Source organism: Pseudomonas sp. GXZC (genome assembly GCF_026967615.1).
Taxonomy (GTDB): domain Bacteria; phylum Pseudomonadota; class Gammaproteobacteria; order Pseudomonadales; family Pseudomonadaceae; genus Aquipseudomonas; species Aquipseudomonas azotoformans_A.
The window spans coordinates 1,515,932-1,536,543 of the sequence record NZ_CP114115.1; the positions used below are offsets into that span (position 1 = coordinate 1,515,932).

Below are 20,612 nucleotides of genomic sequence, written 5' to 3' on the forward strand. Positions count from 1 at the left end.
GCCTTGGAAAATAAGAAAATCGGTAATCAGCCTGGGCTACAAAGGGCAGGTGCTCAGGCTGGCGCTATCAGGAAATACGGGTCTTGCCGTTGACAGCCGTGTCAGGTGTTGCTTCATCTATAGCAGGTGCGGCGCTAGGCAGATGGCGGGCAATCAGCCCGCGATAGGCCGCAGCACCGAGGCATGCGCCGACGATCGGCGCGAAAATCGGTACTAGGAAGTAAGGGATATCACGGCCACCAGTGAAAGCCATTTCACCCCAACCCGCGAAAAAGGTCATCAGCTTGGGCCCGAAATCCCGCGCCGGGTTCATCGCAAAGCCGGTCAACGGGCCCATGGCGCTGCCAATCACCGCGATCAGCAGGCCGATCAGCAGCGGGGCCAACGGGCCGCGTGGCAGGCCGTTGTTGTCATCGGTGAGGGCCATGATCACGCCCATCAGGATCGCGGTGATGACCATTTCCACCAGGAACGCCTGGGCGGTGCTCAGCAGCGCATGGGGGTAGGTGGAGAATACCGACGCCAATTCCAGGCTGGCCTGGGAACCGCGCACCATGTGATGGGTTTGTTCGTAATCGAAAAACAGGTTGCTGTAGAGCGTGTACACCAAGGCCGCCGAGCAAAAGGCACCGGCGATCTGGGCGAGGATATAGAAGGGCAGTTTGCGCTTTTCGAAGTCAGCGAAAATACACAGGGCAATACTGACGGCGGGGTTGAGGTGGGCCCCGGAAATCCCGGCGCTCAGGTAGATCGCCATGCTGACGCCGACCCCCCAGATGATACTGATCTCCCACAAGCCAAAGCTGGCTCCCGCGACCTTGAGCGCAGCGACGCATCCTGTGCCGAAGAAGATCAGAAGCGCAGTCCCCAGGAATTCGGCCATGCATTGGCTCGAAAGTGAAGGCTGTTGAAGAGCAGTTGTCATGGAAAACCTCAGTTGTTGTTCTTGTCTGGCGCACAACCTCAACGGATTGTTGCGCGATTTTCACCGTGGCAAGGATCCCCATCCCGGTCACGGCTTACTGCTTGAATGCTGTGGGTCTATTCCTACAGTATTCGGAAACGAAAAAATATAGACAAGAATGACGGCTGTCAAAGGTCGAAAGTGAACCGTCAGTCACTTTCAAACTATTGGTCTGGTGAATGATCACGCTTGTCACATTGTATGTGCACCTTAAGAGTGGGCGGACTAGAGCGTTTTGTGTGGGCTTGGCCTAGAATTGGCCATCTGTTTGCCACGCCTGGAGACGTCATGACCCCCGCATTGGACCTGTTGAAAAAAGTTCGCGCCGAACATCGTATCCACAGTTATGAACACGACCCCAAGTCGGCGTCCTATGGGCTGGAGGCCGCGGAAAAATTGGGCCTCGACCCGGCGCAGGTGTTCAAGACCTTGTTGGCGAGCAGCGAGAAGGGCGAATTGTTGGTGGCGGTGGTGCCGGTCGTCGGAAGTCTGGACCTGAAGGCTCTCGCTCACGCGGCGGGCGTCAAGAAAGTTGAAATGGCCGACCCGGCGGCGGCGCAACGTTCAACCGGGTATCTGCTGGGGGGCATCAGCCCGTTGGGGCAAAAGAAACGCCTGCGCACGTTTATCGATGCAACGGCGCAACCCTTTGCAACGATTTTTGTAAGTGCGGGGAGAAGAGGCTTGGAAGTTGAACTGCCGGCAGCGGTGCTGGCTGAACATACCCAGGCCAAATTCGCAGAAATTGGCCGGGCATGACAACGCGTTAGACCGGGCTGTAGCGCCGCACGCCGGATTCGGCTTGAGGGATCTGCGCGGCGGTGCTGCCTGAGGCCTGGAACAACACCAGGTGTTCGGCCGCCACACGAATCCCCACATCCGCGCCGACCAGATGGTCGGCATGGCTCGGGAAAATCGACTCCAATTGCGCACCGGTCGGCAACTGCAGGCGGTACAAGGTCGACGCGCCGAGGAAGGTCTTGCCGACGATCCGCGCTTTCAACGCGCTGTCCGGTGCGTAGACGATGTCGTCCGGGCGCAACAGCACATCCACAGCACCGCCCGTAGGCCAGGTGTAGGCGCGGTTGCCGCGCAACTCACCCAGTTCGGTGCTGACCGACTCCGGCGAACTCAATTGGCCACGGATGAAGTAACCCTGGCCGATAAAGCTGGCGACATAGGGCGTCTGCGGTTCGTGATAGAGGTTGTAGGGCGTGTCCCACTGCTCCAGACGACCCTCCTTGAAAACCCCGACTTGGTCGCTGACGGCAAAGGCTTCTTCCTGGTCATGGGTCACCAGAATCGCGCTGGTGCCGCGTGCCTTGAGGATGTCGCGCACCTCGTGGCTGAGCTTGCGGCGCAACTCGCCGTCCAGGTTGGAGAAGGGTTCATCCAGCAGCAACAGGGCCGGCTCCGGCGCCAAAGCGCGGGCGAGGGCGACGCGTTGTTGCTGGCCGCCGGAAAGTTCGTGGGGAAAGCGTTTGCCGAGGTTCTTCAGGTTGACCAGCTCCAGCAACTCAGCCACCACACGATCTTTTTGCGGATGCTTGCGAATGCCGAAGGCAATGTTGTCGGCCACGCTGAGGTGCGGAAACAGTGCGTAGTCCTGGAACACCATGCCGATACGACGTTTCTCCGGAGCCAGTGTGAAACCGGCACTGGAGATCACTTCGCCCGCCAGGCTGATCTCGCCATCGTGCACCGGCTCAAACCCGGCAATCGCACGTAACGTGGTGGTCTTGCCGCACCCCGAAGAGCCCAGCAGGCAACCGATATCGCCGGCATTGAGGTGCAGGTTGAGGTTCTGTACCACCCGTTGATCTTGATAGCCGCATGCCAGATTGCGCAGGTTCAGCAGTAATGGCTGGCTCATGCGTGGTGGTACGACGGCGGGACGAGGAATTCGAGCAGGGCCTTTTGCGCATGCAGGCGGTTTTCAGCCTGGTCCCAGGCGACCGAGCGCGGGTCGTCGAGCAGGTCGGTGCTGATCTCTTCGCCACGGTGGGCCGGCAGGCAATGCATGAACAGCACGTCGGGCGCGGCCAAGTCGAGCAGGGCGCGGGTCACCTGGTACGGGGCGAACAGGGCCAGGCGCTTGGCGGTTTCCTCTTCCTGGCCCATGGAGGTCCAGACGTCGGTGCTCACCAGGTGTGCGCCGATCACCGCGTCACGCGGGTCGCGCACCAGGGTCACGCGGTCGCCGGCCTGGGCCAGGAAGCGCGCGTCAGGCTCGTAGCCTTCCGGGCAGGCAACGCGCAGTTGGAAGTCGAACTGGATCGCCGCTTCTATATAGCTGTTGCACATGTTGTTGCCGTCGCCGATCCAGGCCACGGTCTTACCCTGGATCGAGCCGCGGTGTTCAAGGAAGGTTTGCATGTCGGCCAGCAACTGGCACGGGTGCAGGTCGTCGGTCAGGCCGTTGATCACCGGTACGCGGGAGTGGGCGGCAAATTCAGTCACGGTGCTGTGGGCAAAGGTACGGATCATCACGGCGTCGAGCATGCTCGACATCACCTTCGCGCTGTCGGCGATCGGCTCGCCACGGCCCAGTTGGGTGTCGCGCGAGGACAAGAAGATGGCTTGGCCACCCAGTTGGATCATGCCGGCTTCGAATGACACGCGGGTGCGGGTCGACGACTTCTCGAAGATCATGCCGAGTACGCGGTTTTTCAAAGGCTCGAACAGTACGCCGCGGTTACGCAGGTCTTTAAGCTCAATGCCTCGACGGATCACGCTGACCAGCTCTTCGGGCGTGCAATCCATCAGGGAGAGAAAGTGCCTTGCGCTCATCATTAACTACCTTTTTGCAACAGACCGCAGATACTCAAAGCCTTGTTTATTGTGACAACGGGCGAGACCTGCGGCGAAAGCCGCACGGGGCGACGAAATAGGGGGAGGCGCGATCTTATAATTAAATGTCGCGTCTTACCAATAGGGCTACGGTTTTTAAGGGTGTTCAAGAAGGGCGCCAAGGCGCTTTTGAAGACAATCTCCAGACAGCAGCGAGCCATTTGTACACTGGCGCCGAGACCTTTTGCAACGTGCGGGGGCGGGCTCAGGCCAGGCTGCGTCGGTTTCAGAGGCGGTATGCCGGGTTTTGAAACATTTGCTCACGCTTGGCCATGGTCTGGCCTGATGCAGGTCGATTCACGGGACGAACGTTGGTGGCGCCTGTCTCGGTCGCGGCCCATAGTGGGATCAAAGCCCCTATAAAAGAGACTGGCCATGACCAAGACTCTCCACCACCGTGCCTGCCACCTGTGTGAAGCCATTTGTGGCCTGACCCTGGAAACCACCCAAGCGGACGACGGCAGCCTGGCGATCACCTCGATCAAGGGCGATGCGCTGGATACGTTCAGCCGCGGGCATATCTGCCCCAAGGCCGTCGCGTTGCAGGATATCCAGAACGATCCCGACCGCTTGCACCAACCCATGTTGCGGGTCGGCAGCGAATGGCAGCCGATTGCGTGGGAAGACGCCTTCGCGCTTGTCGCCGAGCGTCTGTCAGGCATTCAGGCGCGGCACGGGCAGAATGCAGTGGCGGTGTACCAGGGCAACCCGAGCGTGCACAACTATGGGCTGATGACCCACAGTAACTACTTCCTCGGCCAGTTGAAGACGCGCAATCGGTTTTCCGCGACGTCGGTGGACCAACTGCCCCATCACCTCAGCAGTTACCTTATGTATGGCCATGGCCTGTTGTTGCCGATCCCGGACATCGATCACACCGACTTTATGTTGATTCTGGGAGGCAACCCGCTCGCGTCCAACGGCAGCATCATGACCGTGCCCGACGTGGAGAAACGCCTCAAGGCGATCCAGGCGCGGGGCGGCAAAGTGGTGGTGGTCGACCCACGGCGCAGTGAAACGGCAGCAATGGCTGACCAGCATCTGTTCGTGCGTCCCGGTGGGGATGCGGCGTTGTTGTTCGGCGTGCTCAACACTTTGTTCAGCGAGGGCCTGACGCGCGACAGCCATCTACCGATTGAAGGCCTTGAGGAGGTGCGTCGTGCGATCGCCGGGTTTACTGCCGAGACCATGAGCCGCCAATGTGCGGTGCCTGCCGAGCAGATCCGCCAGTTGGCACGGGACTTTGCTGCAGCCGACAAGGCCGTGTGCTACGGGCGCATGGGTGTGTCGACGCAGGCGTTTGGCACGCTCTGTCATTGGCTGGTGCAGTTGATCAACCTGGTGACCGGCAACCTGGACCGCGTCGGTGGCGCGCTATGTACCACGCCGGCGGTGGACCTGGTGGCGTCGACTGGTGGTGGGCATTTCAATCGCTGGCAGAGTCGGGTGTCCGGGCGTCCGGAGTACGGTGGCGAGTTGCCTGTGTCGGCGTTGGCTGAGGAAATGCTGACCGAGGGCGAAGGACAAATCCGTGCATTGGTCACGGTGGCAGGCAATCCGGTGTTGTCGACGCCCAACGGCCGGCAGTTGGAACAGGCCCTCGATGGCCTGGAGTTCATGGTCAGTATCGACCTCTATATCAACGAAACCACGCGCTATGCCGACCTGATCCTGCCGTCTACGTCGGCGCTGGAAAACGATCATTACGACACCACCTTCAATATGTTCGCGGTGCGTAATGTCACCCGCTTCAATCGGGCGATCTTGCCCAAGCCGGAAGGCGCGTTGCATGACTGGGAGATTTTCGTCGGCCTGGCCAAAGCCTTCGCAGCCCAGAGCGGTGTCGCGCTCAAGCCGGCGATGCCCCCGGCACACATGATTGATTTCGGTCTGCGTGCGGGTGTCTACGGTGATGCATCCAGCCACAAGTTGTCCGTGGCCATGCTGGCGGATCATCCCCACGGCGTCGACCTTGGGCCGCTGCAACCCAACCTTGCAGCGCGTTTGAAAACCGCGGATGGCAAGGTGCAGGCAGCGCCGCCGGTGATCCTCGCCGACCTGGCGCGCTTTGCCGCGCAACCGGTGCCTGTGGCCGACGAACTGCTGTTGATCGGCCGCCGCCATGTGCGCAGTAATAATTCCTGGATGCATAACTATCACCGGCTGGTGAAGGGTAAGCCGCGCCATCAATTGCTGATGCATCCGGATGATCTGGCCAGTCGGCAATTGAGCGATGGCCAGCGGGTCAGGGTCAGTTCGCGCATCGGCATGATCGAAGTGGAAGTCTTGGCCAGCCTGGACATGATGCCCGGCGTGGTCAGCCTGCCCCATGGTTGGGGCCACGGGCGTCCTGGGGTACAGATGACGATCGCCAGTGGGCAGCCAGGGGCGAGTGCCAACGATTTGACCGACGAACGGCAACTGGACGAGCTGTCGGGCAATGCGGCATTGAACGGCGTCCCCGTGCAGGTAGCAGCCGCCTGAGCACTGCGCTGGAATTTTGCGTTACAATGCGCCACCGTGCCGACCTGTGAGTCGCAAAGTTCCAGCCGAGGTGTTCCATGGATATCATCGAAACGATCAAAGAGCAGATTGCCAACAACACCATTCTGCTTTACATGAAGGGCGCGCCAAACGCTCCTCAGTGCGGTTTCTCCGCGAAGGCGTCCCAGGCCATCATGGCGTGCGGCGAGAAATTCGCTTACGTGGATATCCTGCAAAACCCTGAAATCCGCGCCAACCTGCCGAAATACGCCAACTGGCCGACTTTCCCACAGCTGTGGGTGGCCGGTGAGCTGGTCGGCGGTAGCGACATCATCGTTGAGATGGCGGCTGATGGTTCGCTGCAAACGCTGGTCAAAGAAGCAGCAGCCAACGCGGCGGCCAAGACCGACGCTTGATGCGCTTGCAATAAAAAGCCCCGCTTCTCGTGAGAGAGCGGGGCTTTTTTGTACCTGCTTGCTGGGGGCTTATTCTTCGCCCATCTGCGATTGCAGGTAGTTTTCCAGGCTGACTTTGTCGATCAGGCCCAGTTGGGTTTCCAGCCAGTCGATGTGTTCTTCCTGGTCTTCGAGGATGTCTTCCAGCAGTTCGCGGCTGCCGAAGTCGCCCTTGGTTTCGCAATGAGCGATGGCGGCCTTGAGGTCGCTGTGGCTCTTGTGTTCGAACTTCAGGTCGCTGCTGATCATTTCCTGGGTGTGCTCGCCGATGTTCAGCTTGCCCAGGTCCTGGACGTTCGGCAGGCCTTCCAGGAACAGGATGCGCTTGATCAGCTTGTCCGCATCTTTCATGGCCTTGATGGATTCTTTGTATTCACGCTTGCCCAGCTTTTCCAGGCCCCAATCGTCATACATGCGCGCATGCAGAAAGTACTGATTGATCGCGACCAGTTCATTGGCAAGGATTTTGTTGAGTTGCTGGATGACTGAGATGTCGCCTTTCATGACTGGGGTCCTGCCCTGTAATAGCTGTGTATAAGGCGGAGTTTGAGCGGCGAAATCCCTAGTGTCAAACCTAAGTTATTGAATAATAAATGAAAATTAATCGGAATAAGAATGTTTGTGTTCCGCGTCTTAGTGCTAACTTATTGAATTGCGGGCATAAAAAAACCGGACACTAAGTCCGGTTCTTTAAAACACGCCAATCAGGCGTGTGTAAATTCTGCTGAATAGGGGAGCGCGGCCTGGGCTGTCTGCAGCTGCGTCAGGGTTTCCCGTACCACTTGCTTGGCGAGGCAAGCACATTTACCGCACTGGCTGGCAACGCCGGTGGTTTCACGCACTTCCTTGTAGCTGCAGCAACCTTCATAGATTGCTTCGCGGATTTGTCCGTCGGTGACGCCAGTACAGAGGCACACATACATAAGGGAGAACCGTCGCGGGTTTAAGGCTTAAGTGCGATGGATCTTAATGTTAACGAGAATGATTGTCAAAGTAGATTCGTAGGGTATTTGCTGGCACCGCGCCCGCACTGACGAACGGTTTTTTCAGTGTATGATGGTCGGTCTTCACGAAGCGTGACCGCGTCACAGGGCTGTCGCTTATTAACGGCAGACTCGGAGCCGGTCCTTTTACTTCAATCGTCACCCTCACATCAGGAGATACCCAATGAGCGTACTCGTCGGCAAACAAGCGCCGGATTTCGACGTCCCAGCCGTCCTCGGCAATGGCGAAATCGTAGACAGCTTTAAACTGTCTGAAGCCATCAAAGGCAAATACGGCCTGGTGTTCTTCTACCCGCTGGACTTCACCTTCGTCTGCCCTTCGGAGCTGATCGCTCTGGACCACCGCATGGACGATTTCAAGGCGCGAAACGTTGAAGTGGTAGCCGTTTCCATCGACTCCCATTTCACCCACAACGCCTGGCGCAACACTGCCATCAATGATGGCGGCATCGGCAAAGTCAAATACACCATGGCTGCCGACATGAAGCACGACATCGCCAAGGCCTACGACGTTGAGTCCGAAGGCGGCGTGGCGTTCCGTGGCGCGTTCCTGATCGACGACAAGGGCGTTGTCCGCTCTCAGATCATCAACGACCTGCCACTGGGTCGTAACATGGAAGAGCTGATCCGCCTGGTCGACGCCCTGCAATTCCACGAAGAGCACGGCGAAGTCTGCCCTGCCAACTGGAAAAAAGGCGACAAAGGCATGAACGCTTCGCCAGAAGGCGTTGCGGCTTACCTGACCGAGAACGCTGGCAAGCTGTAAGCCAGGTTTGAGGTACAAAAAAACCGGCCTGATAAGGCCGGTTTTTTTTGTGGTGAGCGGGCTTGCCCCGCGCTGGGTGGCGAAGCCGCCCTAAAACCTGTCAGTGAGTTCTAGCTGGAGAAATGCAGTGCCTGAGTTGGGGCCGCTACGCGCCCCAGCGCGGGACAAGCCCGCTCACCACAACAAGCCCACTCACCACACAAGCTTTTCTCAATCGTTGAAGTCTTCCCAGCCGCCCATGTCTTTCCAGCGGTTGACGATGCCGCAGAACAGCTCGGCAGTCTTCTCGGTGTCGTAGCGAGCCGAGTGAGCCTCACGGCCGTCAAAATCGATACCGGCGGCCTGGCAGGCTTTCGCCAACACGGTCTGGCCATACGCCAGGCCTGCGAGGGTGGCCGTGTCGAAGCTGGAGAACGGGTGGAACGGGTTGCGCTTCATGTCCAACCGCGCCACGGCGGCGTTGAGAAAGCCCAGGTCGAAGCTGCTGTTGTGGCCGACCAGGATCGCGCGTTTGCAGCCATTGGCCTTCAACGCCTTGCGCACACCACGGAAGATATCGGTCAATGCCGCTTCTTCACTGACCGCCATGCGCAGTGGGTGATCGAGCTTGATGCCGGTGAATTCCAAAGCGGCGGCTTCGATATTCGCGCCTTCAAACGGCTCGACGCGGAAGAAGTGGGTGTGTTCCGGGAACACAAAACCCTGTTCATCCATGCCAATCGTCGTTGCAGCGATTTCCAGCAAGGCGTCGGTGGCGCAATTGAAACCACCGGTTTCTACGTCGATGACAACCGGCAGATAGCCGCGAAACCGCTCGGCCATCGGGTGGCGCGAACCGCCACCACTGTGCTCGTGTTCGTCGTCGTAATGGTCTTCACTCACTTGCTTTCCTCCAGCAGGCGCCAGCGCAGTGTTTCACCGGCGCGCAGCGGGATAACGGTCAGCTCGCCAAACGGCAGGCTGGCAGGGGCGGTCCAGTCTTCACGGACCAGGGTGATGCGGTCGGTATTCGCCGGCAGGCCATAGAAACGCGGGCCGTTGAGGCTGGCGAAACCTTCAAGCTTGTCCAGGGCGTTGCGCTGTTCGAACGCTTCGGCGTACAGCTCAATCGCTGCATAGGCGGTGTAGCAACCGGCACAGCCGCACGCCGCTTCTTTGGCATGCTGTGCGTGAGGCGCCGAGTCGGTGCCGAGGAAGAACTTCGGACTGCCGCTGGTCGCCGCATCCAGCAAGGCCACCTGGTGGGTGTTGCGCTTGAGGATCGGCAGGCAATAGAAGTGCGGCCGAATCCCGCCCACCAGCATGTGGTTGCGGTTGTACAGCAAGTGATGCGCGGTGATCGTCGCGCCAACGTTGGCCGAGGCCTCGCTGACGAACTGCACGGCATCGGCGGTGGTGATGTGCTCGAACACCACCTTGAGGGTCGGGAACAGCTCGACCACACGGCGCATATGCTCGTCGATGAAGATCTTCTCGCGGTCGAACACGTCCACGTCACCACGGGTGACTTCGCCGTGGATCAGCAGCGGCATGCCGACTTCGGCCATGGCTTCGATGGCCGGCAGAATCTTGTCGATACTGGTTACGCCGGAATCGGAGTTGGTGGTCGCGCCGGCCGGGTACAGCTTGGCAGCGTGCACGAAACCGCTGGCCTTGGCCTCACGAATCTCTTCGGGCTGGGTGCGGTCGGTGAGGTAGAGCACCATCAACGGTTCGAAGCGGCTGCCGGCCGGTCGTGCAGCGAGGATACGCTGGCGATAGGCATCGGCTTGCTCGGCATTACGCACCGGAGGTACCAGGTTAGGCATGATGATGGCGCGGCCAAACGTGCGCGCGACATCGGCCACGGTGTGGGGTAACGCAGCACCATCGCGAAGATGAATATGCCAGTCGTCGGGACGCAGCAGGGTCAGGCGGTCGGACATTGGGGATTCCAGGCGGGTCAATCTGGTGGGAATGCTACCGGAAAAGACTCTCTCAGGCACTCGCTATCAAGTTTTGCAGGATGCAACCGATAGCCTTGGGTATGCCTTATCGATGTATGACGCTTTGAAGTGTTGTAGAAACCAATGGAGCCTCCCGTGCGCCAGCAATATCTAGCCCTGCTCAGTGTGTTCGCCAGCCTGCCTGCGATGGCCCTCACGTTCCAGACACGTCTGGAGAATATTGAGTGGAAGGTGGAAGGCGACCAATTCGAGTGCCGCCTGACCCAGCCGATCACCGATTTCGGTTCGGGTGAGTTCGTGCGCCGGGCCGGCGAGCAGGCGACGTTTCGTCTGAAGGCCTACAACGGCTCACTGGGCGCCGGTTCTGCCACCTTGCTGGCCGCCGCTGCACCGTGGCAGCCGGGCCGAGGGGATATCAACCTCGGCGCCGTGCGTGCAGGCAGTGGCGATGTGTTGTTCAACAGCTCCCAGGCCCAGGCCGGGCGTCTGTTCAATGGCTTGCTGGAAGGGCGTAGCCCGACCGTGCGGCACTATGGGCGCGAAGGCGGCTATTCGGAGATCCGCCTGCTGCCGGTCAAGTTCAATAAGGCCTACAACGATTACCAACTGTGCACCGCCAAGCTGTTGCCGATGAATTACGACCAGGTCAAACAGACCGAAGTTGGCTTCCCCGGCGGCGGAATCGAGCTGGACGCGGCCGCCAAGAAGAAACTCGACGTGATTCTCGCGTTCATGAAAGCCGATCCGACCGTCAACCATATCGAATTGAATGGCCATTCGGACAACAGCGGTAATCGTCTGACCAATCGAGACGTCTCGCGTCGTCGCGGCCTGGCGGTCATGGACTACTTCAAGGCCAACGGGATCCCGGAATCGCAGATCACCCTGCGTTTCCACGGTGAAAGCTACCCACTGGCGCCCAACACCAATGCAGCCAACCGGGCGCGCAACCGCCGCGTGAATATCCAGCTTGAACGCGTCGCAGCCCCCGAGAAACCGGCACCTCAGGCCACTGGCCCGAGCAACCCCGCGCACACGTCCTGAGGTGCGACCATCGGTCGCCCGTTCGACATAATCTGTCGCTTTATCTTCATTTGCTGTCGCGCCCCTGTAAATTCGCGGTTTTGGTCGGTAGAATCGACGCCTTTCCGTACAACCCCGTGGAGTGATGGCATGGCCGACGTAAACAAGGTCGTTCTCGCGTATTCCGGCGGCCTGGACACTTCGGTGATCCTCAAGTGGCTGCAGGATACTTATAACTGTGAAGTGGTGACCTTCACCGCTGACCTGGGTCAGGGCGAAGAGGTCGAACCTGCACGTGCCAAGGCGCAAGCCATGGGCGTGAAAGAGATCTACATTGACGACCTGCGCGAAGAGTTCGTCCGCGATTTCGTTTTCCCGATGTTTCGCGCCAACACCGTCTACGAAGGCGAGTACCTGCTGGGTACCTCCATCGCACGTCCGCTGATCGCCAAGCGCCTGATCGAAATCGCCAACGAAACCGGCGCCGACGCCATTTCCCATGGCGCCACCGGCAAAGGCAACGACCAGGTGCGTTTCGAACTGGGTGCCTACGCCCTCAAGCCAGGCGTGAAAGTGATTGCCCCTTGGCGTGAATGGGACCTGCTGTCCCGTGAAAAGCTGATGGATTACGCTGAAAAGCACGCAATCCCGATTGAGCGCCACGGCAAGAAAAAGTCCCCGTACTCGATGGACGCCAACTTGCTGCACATCTCCTATGAAGGCGGCGTGCTGGAAGACACCTGGACCGAGCACGAAGAAGACATGTGGAAGTGGACCGTCTCCCCGGAGAACGCGCCCGACAAGCCGCAGTACCTGGAGCTGACCTACCGCAACGGCGACATCGTCGCGCTGGACGGTGTCGAAATGACCCCGGCCACCGTGCTGGCGACCCTGAACCGTATCGGTGGCGAACACGGCATCGGCCGTCTCGACATCGTCGAGAACCGTTATGTGGGCATGAAGTCCCGTGGCTGCTACGAAACCCCTGGTGGCACCATCATGTTGCGCGCCCACCGCGCGATCGAATCGATCACCCTGGACCGCGAAGTGGCTCACCTCAAAGACGAGCTGATGCCCAAGTACGCCAGCCTGATCTACACCGGCTACTGGTGGAGCCCTGAGCGTCTGATGCTGCAGCAGATGATCGACGCTTCCCAGGTTCACGTTAATGGCGTTGTGCGCCTGAAGCTGTACAAGGGCAACGTGATCGTGACCGGTCGCAAGTCCGATGAGTCGCTGTTCGACGCCAACATCGCCACCTTCGAAGAAGACGGCGGTGCGTACAACCAGGCAGACGCGGCAGGCTTTATCAAGTTGAACGCATTGCGCATGCGCATTGCCGCCAACAAAGGTCGCTCGCTGTTCTAAGTCTCAGCCTGTTGTGAAGAATGGCCCCTTGTACAAGGGGCCATTTTTTTTGTCCTGTGATTGTTTAGAGATGTTAGATGTTTATAACGATTAAACGACTGTGGATGTTTTTCCTCAAAATCTTTATCAGAAATGGGGTTTGAATGAATTGTTGTTGAAAGTTTGTAGGGGGAATGAATTTTTTACATCTATGTAGGAACTGGTCTTACAGATAATTCACTCATACAAGTGCGGAGAAGATACGAAGCGCCGAATAGTCTGTAGGAATTAAGGATGTAAGTGAATATGTTAAATGGAACTAAAGCAGACGGATCGTTCTGGCCGTTTTCCCCTGCAGCAGGTGAGAGGCAAGGGGCATTTCCTGAGAGTCATGTGCGGCACGTTTACCCAAACCCCTATAAGCCACGGATATTTCACTCAAAGTATGTAAGTCCCAGGAAAGGTCTGAAAGGATCCACAAAACCAGATCCCTCCGAGAGGGCGTTTTTTTGTAGGGCAATTCCTTTATCGCTGTGGGGTGGGTCTCTGCTTGCTGTTGCTTGGGGGGTAATGCTATGCCAACTAGGAAACGACTAGGCTATTGTGCTTGCTCTAAATAATTCGAACAGCGAAATTGGACTTTCTTATGAATAAAGTGCTGATCGTGGATGATCATCCCGTCATTCGTCTTGCTGTGCGTATGCTAATGGAACGTCATGGTTATGAGGTCGTTGCCGAGACCGATAACGGTGTCGATGCGTTGCAACTTGCACGGGAGCATATGCCGGACATTGTGATACTGGATATCGGGATTCCCAAACTTGATGGCCTGGAAGTTATTTGCCGGCTGTCTTCTACCAAGCAACCTGCGCCGTTCAAGGTGCTGGTGCTGACGTCCCAGGCCCCGGGTCATTTTTCCATGCGTTGCATGCAAGCGGGGGCTGCCGGCTACGTGTGCAAGCAACAGGACCTCACCGAGCTGCTGAGTGCGATCAAGGCGGTCTTGTCCGGCTACAGCTATTTCCCCAACCAGGCGCTCAACTCGGTACGTTCTACCATGGGCAATGCCAGTGAAGCCGATATGGTCGAGCGCCTGTCCGGGCGGGAAATGATGGTATTGCAGCAGTTGGCGCGGGGCAGGACCAACAAGGAGATTGCCGACGGCATGTTTCTCAGCAACAAGACCGTCAGCACCTACAAGACGCGTCTGCTGCTCAAGCTCAATGCGCGCTCGCTGGTGGACCTGATCGAACTGGCCCAGCGCAACGGCTTGGTATAGAGGAGGGTAAAGCACAGCGTATTGCCCGGGTCACCGGCAGAAAAAAGCCTCCCTGAAGGAGGCTTCCGGCTGTCGATCGCTCGATCAGAGATCGAAGTCGTAATCGGCCAGCTGTTTTTGCAAGCGTCGTTCTTCCAGTAGATTGTCGATAGTGCGGCGTTTGCTCAAATTGGTCTTGGCGACCTCTGCCACAGGTGTCTCCGCCCCCTCGTCTTCCGACTCAACGAGGTCGTCTTCCACTTCCAGTTGCTCTTTGCCAGTGCTCATAAGGTTCACTCCGGGCTAAGACTGCCGTTGGCGCTCCTTATAACGATAATCCATGATCCGGTAAAAAAGATTTTTTCAATCGACTGATCGAGAAAACCAATGATCCCTTAATCGTCGGACGTCTTGTCCTTGTATTCGCACAGGTCTTCGATGCGACAGCTGCCGCAGCGCGGCTTGCGGGCCTGGCAAACGTAGCGGCCATGAAGGATGAGCCAGTGGTGGGAATCCAGCAGATACGGCTTGGGCACGAACTTCATCAGTTGCTTTTCCACCTCCACCACGTTTTTGCCACGGGCGATGCCGGTTCGGTTGCTGACCCGGAAGATGTGGGTGTCCACGGCCATGGTCAGTTGCCGGAACGCTGTGTTGAGTACCACGTTGGCGGTTTTGCGGCCAACGCCTGGCAAGGCCTCCAGAGCTTCGCGGGTCTGCGGCACTTCACTGCCGTGCAGTTCCACCAGCAGGCGGCAGGTTTCGATGACGTTCTTGGCCTTGCTGTTGTACAGGCCGATGGTCTTGATGTATTCCGACAACCCCTCTACACCCAGGCCATAGATCGCCTCTGGCGTATTCGCCACGGGGTACAGCTTGGCCGTGGCCTTGTTCACGCCGACGTCCGTGGATTGGGCCGACAGGATCACCGCAATCAGCAACTCGAACGGCGTGGTGTAGGCCAGTTCGGTCTTGGGTTCTGGATTGTCTTCGTGGAGCCTGCGGAAAATTTCCAGGCGTTTTGCGGCGTTCATGGGGTGGGTTTTTCCTGGCAGTCGATCGGCGGGATTGTAGCAATACAGGCTTTGCGGGTCAGGCGTTGCCGTGGGCATCCACTTGGCGTTGCGCCTCGTCGAGGTCATGCTGCGCTTCGGCCAGTTGCTGCGGGCTGGCGTTCAAGTCCTGGGCTTTCTTTAACGCTGCGCGGCGCATCGCCAGCTGGATTTTGGCGCGTTTCAGGTCGGCAGTATTACCGGTTGCTGCCATTGTCTTCGGCGCGGTGCCCAGCTCTAGCGTCGTCAGCGCTTGTTCTGCCGCTTCGAACTGCTGCTGCAAAACGATCAACTGCGACTGCTGTTCAAAGGTTGGCGGGTGACCGAAGGCCTTCAAGGACTTATGCAGTTGGGCGCGGCTCATGGCGACTGTGATTTTGGCTTTCTTGATCGCGGCATCCTGTGCTGCATCGGCTTGCACGGGTAAAATCGGCACTGAGCGTTTGGCCCGCGCCTGGCGTTCGGCGACTTTTTGCGCTTCCTCTCGTTGCAGCCGCGCGTTGCGTTGCTCATACCGCCGCCTTGCCCGGTCGCGCTTGAGGTGGCGTTCATGGCGTTGCTGATCATTTGTCGCCAGGCCACCGACGATCGGCAAGACCGTGGCTGTCGGGCGCATTTCAATGCAGTCAACGGGGCAGGGCGCGACGCAGAGGTCGCAACCGGTGCACTCATCGACGATGACCGTGTGCATCAGCTTGGCGGCGCCGACAATGGCGTCTACCGGGCAGGCCTGGATGCACTTGGTGCAACCGATGCACTCAGCTTCGCGGATATAGGCAATCTGGGCCGGGGCTTCCCCTCGGCTGATATCCAGTTCCAGCACCGGAACGCGCAACAATTGCGCAAGGCCAGCAATGGTTTCCTGTCCACCAGGCGGGCACTTGTTGATCGCTTCGCCCTGAGCAATACCCTCAGCGTAAGGCTTGCAGCCTGGATGCCCGCATTTGCCGCATTGGGTCTGCGGCAGCAGCGCGTCGATACGTTGAATGAGGTTCATGGGGTGATCATGGGTAGGCCGTTTATGCAAACTTGGTTGGAGTGGTTGTGCTTTCTTGTGGTGAGCGGGCTTGCTGTGGTGAGTGGGCTTGTCTGTGGTGAGCGGGCTTGCCCCGCGCTGGGCTGCGAAGCAGCCCTAAAACCAGGCACCCGGATCTATCTGTAAAAACTGCAGTGGCAATGATGGGGGCCGCTTCGCAGCCCAGCGCGGGGCAAGCCCGCTCACCACAAAAGCCCGCTCACCACAGACAAGCCCGCTCACTACAACCACACCCCCAGACCGTGCAGGCTCACTTGATACGTTGGCCCGGCTTGGCGCCGCTGTCAGGGCTGAGCAGGTAGATCTCTTCCCCACCAGGGCCAGCCGCCATCACCATGCCTTCGGAAACGCCGAACTTCATTTTCCGAGGCTTGAGGTTGGCGATCATCATGGTCAGGCGGCCATCAAGCTTGGACGGGTCCGGATAAGCGCTCTTGATCCCGGAGAACACGTTGCGTTGCTCGCCACCGAGGTCCAGGGTCAGACGCAGCAGCTTGTCGGCACCCTCCACGGCTTCGGCCTTGACGATCAGCGCGACACGCAGGTCCACGGCAGCAAAAGCATCAAAGTCGATTTCCGCAGAGATCGGGTCCTTGGCCAACTCACCATTGCCAGCAGGTGCGGTCGAACCGGTATCGGTCTGGCTGGCAACCAGATCTTCTTTCGAAGCGTCGGTCATGGCCTGGACTTTGACCGGGTCGATACGCGTCATCAGCGGCTTGAACTCGTTCAACTGATGGTTGCTGAGCAAGGTGGCGTGATCGTTCCAGGTCAGCGGCTCCACATTGAGGAACGCCTCGGCGTCGGCGGCCAGCAACGGCAGCACCGGCTTGAGGAAGATCACCAGTTGGCGGAACAGGTTGACGCCCGTGGCGCAGATCGCCTGGACTTCCGCCTGCTTGCCTTCCTGCTTGTTCAGCGACCACGGTGCCTTGTCGGCGATCCAGGCGTTGGCGCGGTCGGCCAGGCCCATGATCTCGCGCATGGCGCGAGCAAAGTCGCGCGCTTCATAGGCATCGGCAATGCTTGGCGCAGCGGCCAGGAACGCGTCAGTCAGTTCCGGCGCAGCGTTCTCGGCCACCAGCAGGCCCGCATTGCCTTTGTGGATAAACCCGGCACAACGGCTGGCAATGTTGACGACCTTGCCGACCAGGTCCGAGTTGACCTTCTGTACGAAGTCTTCCAGGTTCAGGTCCAGGTCATCGACGCCACGGCCCAGCTTGGAGGCGTAGTAGTAGCGCAGGTATTCCGGCGACAAGTGGTCCAGGTAGGTGCGCGCCTTGATGAAGGTGCCACGGGACTTTGACATCTTCTGGCCGTTGACCGTCAGGTAGCCGTGCACCGCGATGGCGGTCGGCTTGCGATAACCCGAACCTTCAAGCATTGCCGGCCAGAACAGCGCGTGGAAGTTGACGATGTCCTTTCCGATGAAGTGGTACAGCTCGGCGGTGGAATCCTTGTTCCAGAACGCGTCGAAGTCCAGTTCCGGCGTGCGGTCGCACAGGTTCTTAAAGCTGGCCATGTAGCCGATCGGCGCATCCAGCCACACGTAGAAATACTTGCCCGGCTCGCCTGGGATCTCGAAGCCGAAGTACGGCGCATCGCGGGAGATGTCCCACTGCTGCAAGCCGCTGTCGAGCCATTCGGAGAGCTTGTTGGCCACGGCGTCCTGCAGGGTGCCGCTGCGGGTCCAGGTTTGCAGCATCTGCTGGAAATCCGGGAGCTTGAAGAAGAAATGCTGGGAATCCTTGAGCACCGGGGTAGCGCCAGAGATTGCCGACTTAGGGTTCTTCAGCTCGGTGGGCGCGTAGGTCGCACCGCATTTCTCGCAGTTGTCGCCGTATTGGTCTTCGGTGCCGCATTTCGGGCAGGTGCCCTTGATGAAGCGGTCGGCCAGGAACATTTTCTTTTCCGGGTCGAAATACTGGGTCACCGAACGCTGGTCGATATGCCCGGCTTCTTTCAAGCGCAGGTAGATCTGGCTCGACAGCTCACGGTTTTCTTCGGAGTGGGTCGAGTGGAAGTTATCGAAGTCCACCAGGAACTCGGCAAAGTCGGCGCTATGTTCAGCCTGCACATTGGCGATCAGTTGTTCCGGGGTGATCCCTTCCTTTTCGGCGCGCAACATGATGGCCGAACCGTGGGCGTCGTCTGCGCAGACATAAATGCATTGATTGCCGCGATGCTTCTGGAAGCGCACCCACATATCGGTCTGGATGTACTCAAGCATATGGCCAAGATGGATGGAACCATTGGCATAGGGCAGGGCGCTGGTGACGAGGATCTTGCGTGGCTCGGACATGGGGCTCGGCTACTTGATGAAACGGAGGTCGGCCACTATAAAGCGCCGGGAAATATATTTCACCCCGTGGCGCTGTTTCAGAATCTTCCGAACCTGCGAAAGCATGCCGTAACGCCGCTGGAACGGTTAGGATAGCCGCCTGTTTCAGTCAGTCTTTTTCGGGAGTAGCCCATGAGCGCCGTCAATCGCGCAGCGGTGGAAGCCGTGCTTCGCCAGTACACCGACCCTTATTTGAACCAGGACCCGGTCAGTGCCGGCTGTGTGCGTGCCATCGACGTCCAGGGCGACCAGGTGTCGGTTCAATTGGAACTGGGTTACGCCGCCGGCCTGTTCAAGAGCGGTTGGGCGCAGATGCTGCAGATGGCCATTGAAGGCCTCGACGGCGTGCGTTCGGCCAAGGTCGACATCCAGTGTGTGATCGCCGCGCACAAGGCCCAGGCGCAGATCCCGGGCCTGGCCAACGTCAAGAACGTGGTGGCCGTGGCCTCGGGCAAGGGCGGCGTGGGCAAATCCACCACGGCGGCCAACCTGGCCTTGGCCCTGGCCCGCGAAGGTGCGCGCGTGGGCATCCTTGATGCGGACATCTACGGCCCGAGCCAAGGCGTGATGTTCGGCATCGCCGAGGGCACGCGGCCGAAGGTCAAGGACCAGAAGTGGTTCGTGCCAATTGAGTCCTTGGGTGTGGAAGTGATGTCCATGGCCTTCCTGACCGATGACAACACGCCGATGGTCTGGCGCGGGCCAATGGTCTCCGGCGCCTTGCTGCAACTGGTCACCCAGACCGCCTGGGGCGATTTGGACTACCTGGTGATCGACATGCCACCAGGCACCGGTGATATCCAACTGACCCTGGCACAGAAAGTCCCGGTGGCTGGCTCGGTGATCGTCACCACGCCCCAGGACCTGGCGTTGCTCGACGCGAGAAAAGGCGTGGAGATGTTCCGCAAGGTCAATATCCCGGTATTGGGCGTGGTGGAGAACATGGCGGTGCACATCTGCTCCAATTGCGGCCACGCCGAGCACCTGTTCGGCGAAGGCGGTGGCGAGAAGCTGGCCACCCAATATGGCGTGGAACTGCTGGCCTCATTGCCACTGTCGATGGTTATTCGTGAACAGGCTGACGGCGGCAAGCCGACGGTCGCGGCGGACCCTGATGGCCAGATCGCCATGGTTTACCAGGAGCTGGCTCGCCATGTGGGCGCGCGTATTGTGCTGCAGGAAGCCGCTGCGCCAGCGATGCCGACCATCACCGTCAGCGACGACTGAGGGCTTTGAAGGGAAAAAGCCTCGACAGTGTCGGGGCTTTTTCATGTCTGGGCAGTGGTCAAGGCGGGTTTATTTCTCATTTACGCAATTGGTCGTGTAAGCATTCGCTTACTTTTTCGTAAGCGTTTGGGTTTTTTACCCGCCAAGTCCGTCCCGGTTAGGTGAAAGAGTTTTCTATCTTGTTGAAAAATAACAATTAATTATTGTCTGTTGACCGTCAAAGCCTGTCAGCCGCAGAAATGGATCCCGTTGAACTTCCTTTGGAACTCTCTAACATCAGCCCTGTGTCCACGGATTGACACAGCCATCAAGGAACGATGGTTAAAGGAATATCGCAGGATGCGATTCATCAGGATGATGAAAAGGAATACAGGGACTAGGGAAAAAATGTGGGCGGGTCATACCGCCCCTTTTTTTTGCCTGTAGGAAAGTGATACCCACCTTCCAGAAACGCAAAAAGGCCCGCAAGGGGCCTTTTTTGGACGCGACGCTATCAGCGTTCGAGGTCAGCAATTTTACCCGTCTTGCCATCCCATTCCGCAGCATCCGGCATCGGGTCTTTGCGCTCAGTGATATTCGGCCAGATTTCAGCCAGCTCGACGTTCAGCTGAATGAACTGCTCCATACCTGCCGGGACTTCATCCTCGGAGAAAATAGCGACGGCCGGGCATTCAGGTTCACACAGGGCGCAATCAATGCACTCGTCCGGGTGGATGACCAGGAAGTTCGGGCCTTCGTAGAAGCAGTCCACCGGACATACTTCCACGCAGTCGGTGTACTTGCACTTGATGCAGTTGTCGGTGACGACGAAGGTCATTTCTAATTTTCTCCTCAGGCGGCGGCAGCGAAACCCTTTGTG

At 58.7% G+C, this 20,612-nt stretch carries 20 protein-coding genes; 8 read left to right on the forward strand and 12 right to left on the reverse strand.

Annotated elements, in window-relative coordinates:
- Window positions 1-67: 67 nt before the first annotated feature.
- A complete protein-coding gene (locus OZ428_RS07035; RefSeq protein ID WP_133074501.1) occupies window positions 68-925 on the reverse strand; it encodes an MIP/aquaporin family protein in 858 nt (285 codons plus the stop codon).
- A 327-nt stretch (window positions 926-1,252) separates the two neighbouring features.
- Between OZ428_RS07035 and ybaK the strand changes: the two genes are divergently transcribed.
- Complete coding sequence (gene ybaK, locus OZ428_RS07040; protein WP_269132965.1) at window positions 1,253-1,723, forward strand: Cys-tRNA(Pro) deacylase; 471 nt, start codon at window positions 1,253-1,255, stop codon at window positions 1,721-1,723.
- Between the two features lie 7 nt (window positions 1,724-1,730).
- On the opposite strand, the gene OZ428_RS07045 is transcribed toward ybaK, so the two are convergent.
- The gene (locus tag OZ428_RS07045; RefSeq protein WP_061435478.1) at window positions 1,731-2,837 is read right to left on the reverse strand and encodes an ABC transporter ATP-binding protein; all 1,107 of its coding nucleotides are present in this window, start codon (window positions 2,835-2,837) and stop codon (window positions 1,731-1,733) included.
- Entirely contained in the window at window positions 2,834-3,754 is a 921-nt protein-coding gene (argF, locus tag OZ428_RS07050; protein ID WP_038847844.1) for an ornithine carbamoyltransferase, read from the reverse strand. The genes OZ428_RS07045 and argF overlap by 4 nt, the downstream gene beginning before the upstream one ends.
- A gap of 435 nt (window positions 3,755-4,189) precedes the next feature.
- On the opposite strand from argF, the gene OZ428_RS07055 reads away from it, so the two are divergent.
- A complete protein-coding gene (locus tag OZ428_RS07055; RefSeq protein WP_269132966.1) occupies window positions 4,190-6,298 on the forward strand; it encodes a molybdopterin oxidoreductase family protein in 2,109 nt (702 codons plus the stop codon).
- 77 nt (window positions 6,299-6,375) lie between these two features.
- Window positions 6,376-6,714 carry a Grx4 family monothiol glutaredoxin gene (gene grxD, locus OZ428_RS07060; protein WP_033896413.1) on the forward strand — a complete coding sequence of 113 codons (339 nt, stop codon included), beginning with the start codon at window positions 6,376-6,378 and terminating at the stop codon, window positions 6,712-6,714.
- A 69-nt stretch (window positions 6,715-6,783) separates the two neighbouring features.
- On the opposite strand, the gene bfr is transcribed toward grxD, so the two are convergent.
- Both bfr and OZ428_RS07070 read right to left on the reverse strand, forming a co-directional pair.
- Complete coding sequence (bfr, locus tag OZ428_RS07065) at window positions 6,784-7,257, reverse strand: bacterioferritin (protein ID WP_033896414.1); 474 nt, start codon at window positions 7,255-7,257, stop codon at window positions 6,784-6,786.
- A gap of 200 nt (window positions 7,258-7,457) precedes the next feature.
- A complete protein-coding gene (locus OZ428_RS07070; protein WP_010564137.1) occupies window positions 7,458-7,676 on the reverse strand; it encodes a bacterioferritin-associated ferredoxin in 219 nt (72 codons plus the stop codon).
- A 244-nt stretch (window positions 7,677-7,920) separates the two neighbouring features.
- Here OZ428_RS07070 and OZ428_RS07075 point away from each other — a divergent pair, with 244 nt between their 5' ends.
- A complete protein-coding gene (locus OZ428_RS07075) occupies window positions 7,921-8,523 on the forward strand; it encodes a peroxiredoxin (RefSeq protein WP_003172097.1) in 603 nt (200 codons plus the stop codon).
- A 210-nt stretch (window positions 8,524-8,733) separates the two neighbouring features.
- Here the strand turns inward: OZ428_RS07075 and rnt are convergent, their stop codons facing one another.
- Window positions 8,734-9,405: a ribonuclease T gene (gene rnt, locus OZ428_RS07080; RefSeq protein WP_010212742.1), complete on the reverse strand. Its 672-nt coding sequence runs from the start codon at window positions 9,403-9,405 to the stop codon at window positions 8,734-8,736.
- The gene (pyrC, locus tag OZ428_RS07085) at window positions 9,402-10,448 is read right to left on the reverse strand and encodes a dihydroorotase (RefSeq protein ID WP_177110986.1); all 1,047 of its coding nucleotides are present in this window, start codon (window positions 10,446-10,448) and stop codon (window positions 9,402-9,404) included. The genes rnt and pyrC overlap by 4 nt, the downstream gene beginning before the upstream one ends.
- A 156-nt stretch (window positions 10,449-10,604) precedes the next feature.
- On the opposite strand from pyrC, the gene OZ428_RS07090 reads away from it, so the two are divergent.
- From OZ428_RS07090 to OZ428_RS07100, 3 genes are all read left to right on the forward strand, one after another.
- Window positions 10,605-11,513 carry a flagellar protein MotY gene (locus tag OZ428_RS07090; protein WP_095014902.1) on the forward strand — a complete coding sequence of 303 codons (909 nt, stop codon included), beginning with the start codon at window positions 10,605-10,607 and terminating at the stop codon, window positions 11,511-11,513.
- A gap of 129 nt (window positions 11,514-11,642) precedes the next feature.
- Complete coding sequence (locus OZ428_RS07095) at window positions 11,643-12,860, forward strand: argininosuccinate synthase (RefSeq protein ID WP_010212738.1); 1,218 nt, start codon at window positions 11,643-11,645, stop codon at window positions 12,858-12,860.
- Window positions 12,861-13,485: 625 nt separating this feature from the next.
- Window positions 13,486-14,118 (forward strand): response regulator transcription factor, encoded by a 633-nt coding sequence (locus OZ428_RS07100; RefSeq protein ID WP_010212736.1) that lies wholly within the window; start codon window positions 13,486-13,488, stop codon window positions 14,116-14,118.
- Between the two features lie 84 nt (window positions 14,119-14,202).
- Here OZ428_RS07100 and OZ428_RS07105 read toward each other — a convergent pair whose 3' ends face one another.
- From OZ428_RS07105 to metG, 4 genes are all read right to left on the reverse strand, one after another.
- Window positions 14,203-14,385, reverse strand: coding sequence for a PA3496 family putative envelope integrity protein (locus OZ428_RS07105; protein WP_133074496.1), 183 nt, complete (start codon window positions 14,383-14,385; stop codon window positions 14,203-14,205).
- Window positions 14,386-14,492: 107 nt separating this feature from the next.
- The gene (gene nth, locus OZ428_RS07110) at window positions 14,493-15,131 is read right to left on the reverse strand and encodes an endonuclease III (protein ID WP_033899807.1); all 639 of its coding nucleotides are present in this window, start codon (window positions 15,129-15,131) and stop codon (window positions 14,493-14,495) included.
- Between the two features lie 58 nt (window positions 15,132-15,189).
- Window positions 15,190-16,146, reverse strand: coding sequence for an electron transport complex subunit RsxB (gene rsxB, locus OZ428_RS07115; protein WP_133074495.1), 957 nt, complete (start codon window positions 16,144-16,146; stop codon window positions 15,190-15,192).
- A 289-nt stretch (window positions 16,147-16,435) separates the two neighbouring features.
- Window positions 16,436-18,487, reverse strand: a complete 2,052-nt coding sequence (metG, locus tag OZ428_RS07120; protein ID WP_269132967.1) for a methionine--tRNA ligase — start codon at window positions 18,485-18,487, stop codon at window positions 16,436-16,438.
- A gap of 171 nt (window positions 18,488-18,658) precedes the next feature.
- Between metG and apbC the strand changes: the two genes are divergently transcribed.
- Window positions 18,659-19,753 carry an iron-sulfur cluster carrier protein ApbC gene (apbC, locus tag OZ428_RS07125; RefSeq protein ID WP_028619070.1) on the forward strand — a complete coding sequence of 365 codons (1,095 nt, stop codon included), beginning with the start codon at window positions 18,659-18,661 and terminating at the stop codon, window positions 19,751-19,753.
- Window positions 19,754-20,246: 493 nt separating this feature from the next.
- Here the strand turns inward: apbC and fdxA are convergent, their stop codons facing one another.
- Window positions 20,247-20,570, reverse strand: coding sequence for a ferredoxin FdxA (gene fdxA / locus OZ428_RS07130; protein WP_033899812.1), 324 nt, complete (start codon window positions 20,568-20,570; stop codon window positions 20,247-20,249).
- Between the last annotated feature and the right edge of the window lie 42 nt (window positions 20,571-20,612).

What these genes read in the sequence shown, in the direction of transcription:
- OZ428_RS07035 (WP_133074501.1), bottom strand. Translation starts at nt 925, where the DNA reads ATGACAACTGCTCTTCAACAGCCTTCACTTTCGAGCCAATGCATGGCC.
- ybaK (WP_269132965.1), top strand. Translation starts at nt 1,253, where the DNA reads ATGACCCCCGCATTGGACCTGTTGAAAAAAGTTCGCGCCGAACATCGT.
- OZ428_RS07045 (WP_061435478.1), bottom strand. Translation starts at nt 2,837, where the DNA reads ATGAGCCAGCCATTACTGCTGAACCTGCGCAATCTGGCATGCGGCTAT.
- argF (WP_038847844.1), bottom strand. Translation starts at nt 3,754, where the DNA reads ATGAGCGCAAGGCACTTTCTCTCCCTGATGGATTGCACGCCCGAAGAG.
- OZ428_RS07055 (WP_269132966.1), top strand. Translation starts at nt 4,190, where the DNA reads ATGACCAAGACTCTCCACCACCGTGCCTGCCACCTGTGTGAAGCCATT.
- grxD (WP_033896413.1), top strand. Translation starts at nt 6,376, where the DNA reads ATGGATATCATCGAAACGATCAAAGAGCAGATTGCCAACAACACCATT.
- bfr (WP_033896414.1), bottom strand. Translation starts at nt 7,257, where the DNA reads ATGAAAGGCGACATCTCAGTCATCCAGCAACTCAACAAAATCCTTGCC.
- OZ428_RS07070 (WP_010564137.1), bottom strand. Translation starts at nt 7,676, where the DNA reads ATGTATGTGTGCCTCTGTACTGGCGTCACCGACGGACAAATCCGCGAA.
- OZ428_RS07075 (WP_003172097.1), top strand. Translation starts at nt 7,921, where the DNA reads ATGAGCGTACTCGTCGGCAAACAAGCGCCGGATTTCGACGTCCCAGCC.
- pyrC (WP_177110986.1), bottom strand. Translation starts at nt 10,448, where the DNA reads ATGTCCGACCGCCTGACCCTGCTGCGTCCCGACGACTGGCATATTCAT.
- OZ428_RS07095 (WP_010212738.1), top strand. Translation starts at nt 11,643, where the DNA reads ATGGCCGACGTAAACAAGGTCGTTCTCGCGTATTCCGGCGGCCTGGAC.
- OZ428_RS07100 (WP_010212736.1), top strand. Translation starts at nt 13,486, where the DNA reads ATGAATAAAGTGCTGATCGTGGATGATCATCCCGTCATTCGTCTTGCT.
- OZ428_RS07105 (WP_133074496.1), bottom strand. Translation starts at nt 14,385, where the DNA reads ATGAGCACTGGCAAAGAGCAACTGGAAGTGGAAGACGACCTCGTTGAG.
- nth (WP_033899807.1), bottom strand. Translation starts at nt 15,131, where the DNA reads ATGAACGCCGCAAAACGCCTGGAAATTTTCCGCAGGCTCCACGAAGAC.
- rsxB (WP_133074495.1), bottom strand. Translation starts at nt 16,146, where the DNA reads ATGAACCTCATTCAACGTATCGACGCGCTGCTGCCGCAGACCCAATGC.
- metG (WP_269132967.1), bottom strand. Translation starts at nt 18,487, where the DNA reads ATGTCCGAGCCACGCAAGATCCTCGTCACCAGCGCCCTGCCCTATGCC.
- apbC (WP_028619070.1), top strand. Translation starts at nt 18,659, where the DNA reads ATGAGCGCCGTCAATCGCGCAGCGGTGGAAGCCGTGCTTCGCCAGTAC.
- fdxA (WP_033899812.1), bottom strand. Translation starts at nt 20,570, where the DNA reads ATGACCTTCGTCGTCACCGACAACTGCATCAAGTGCAAGTACACCGAC.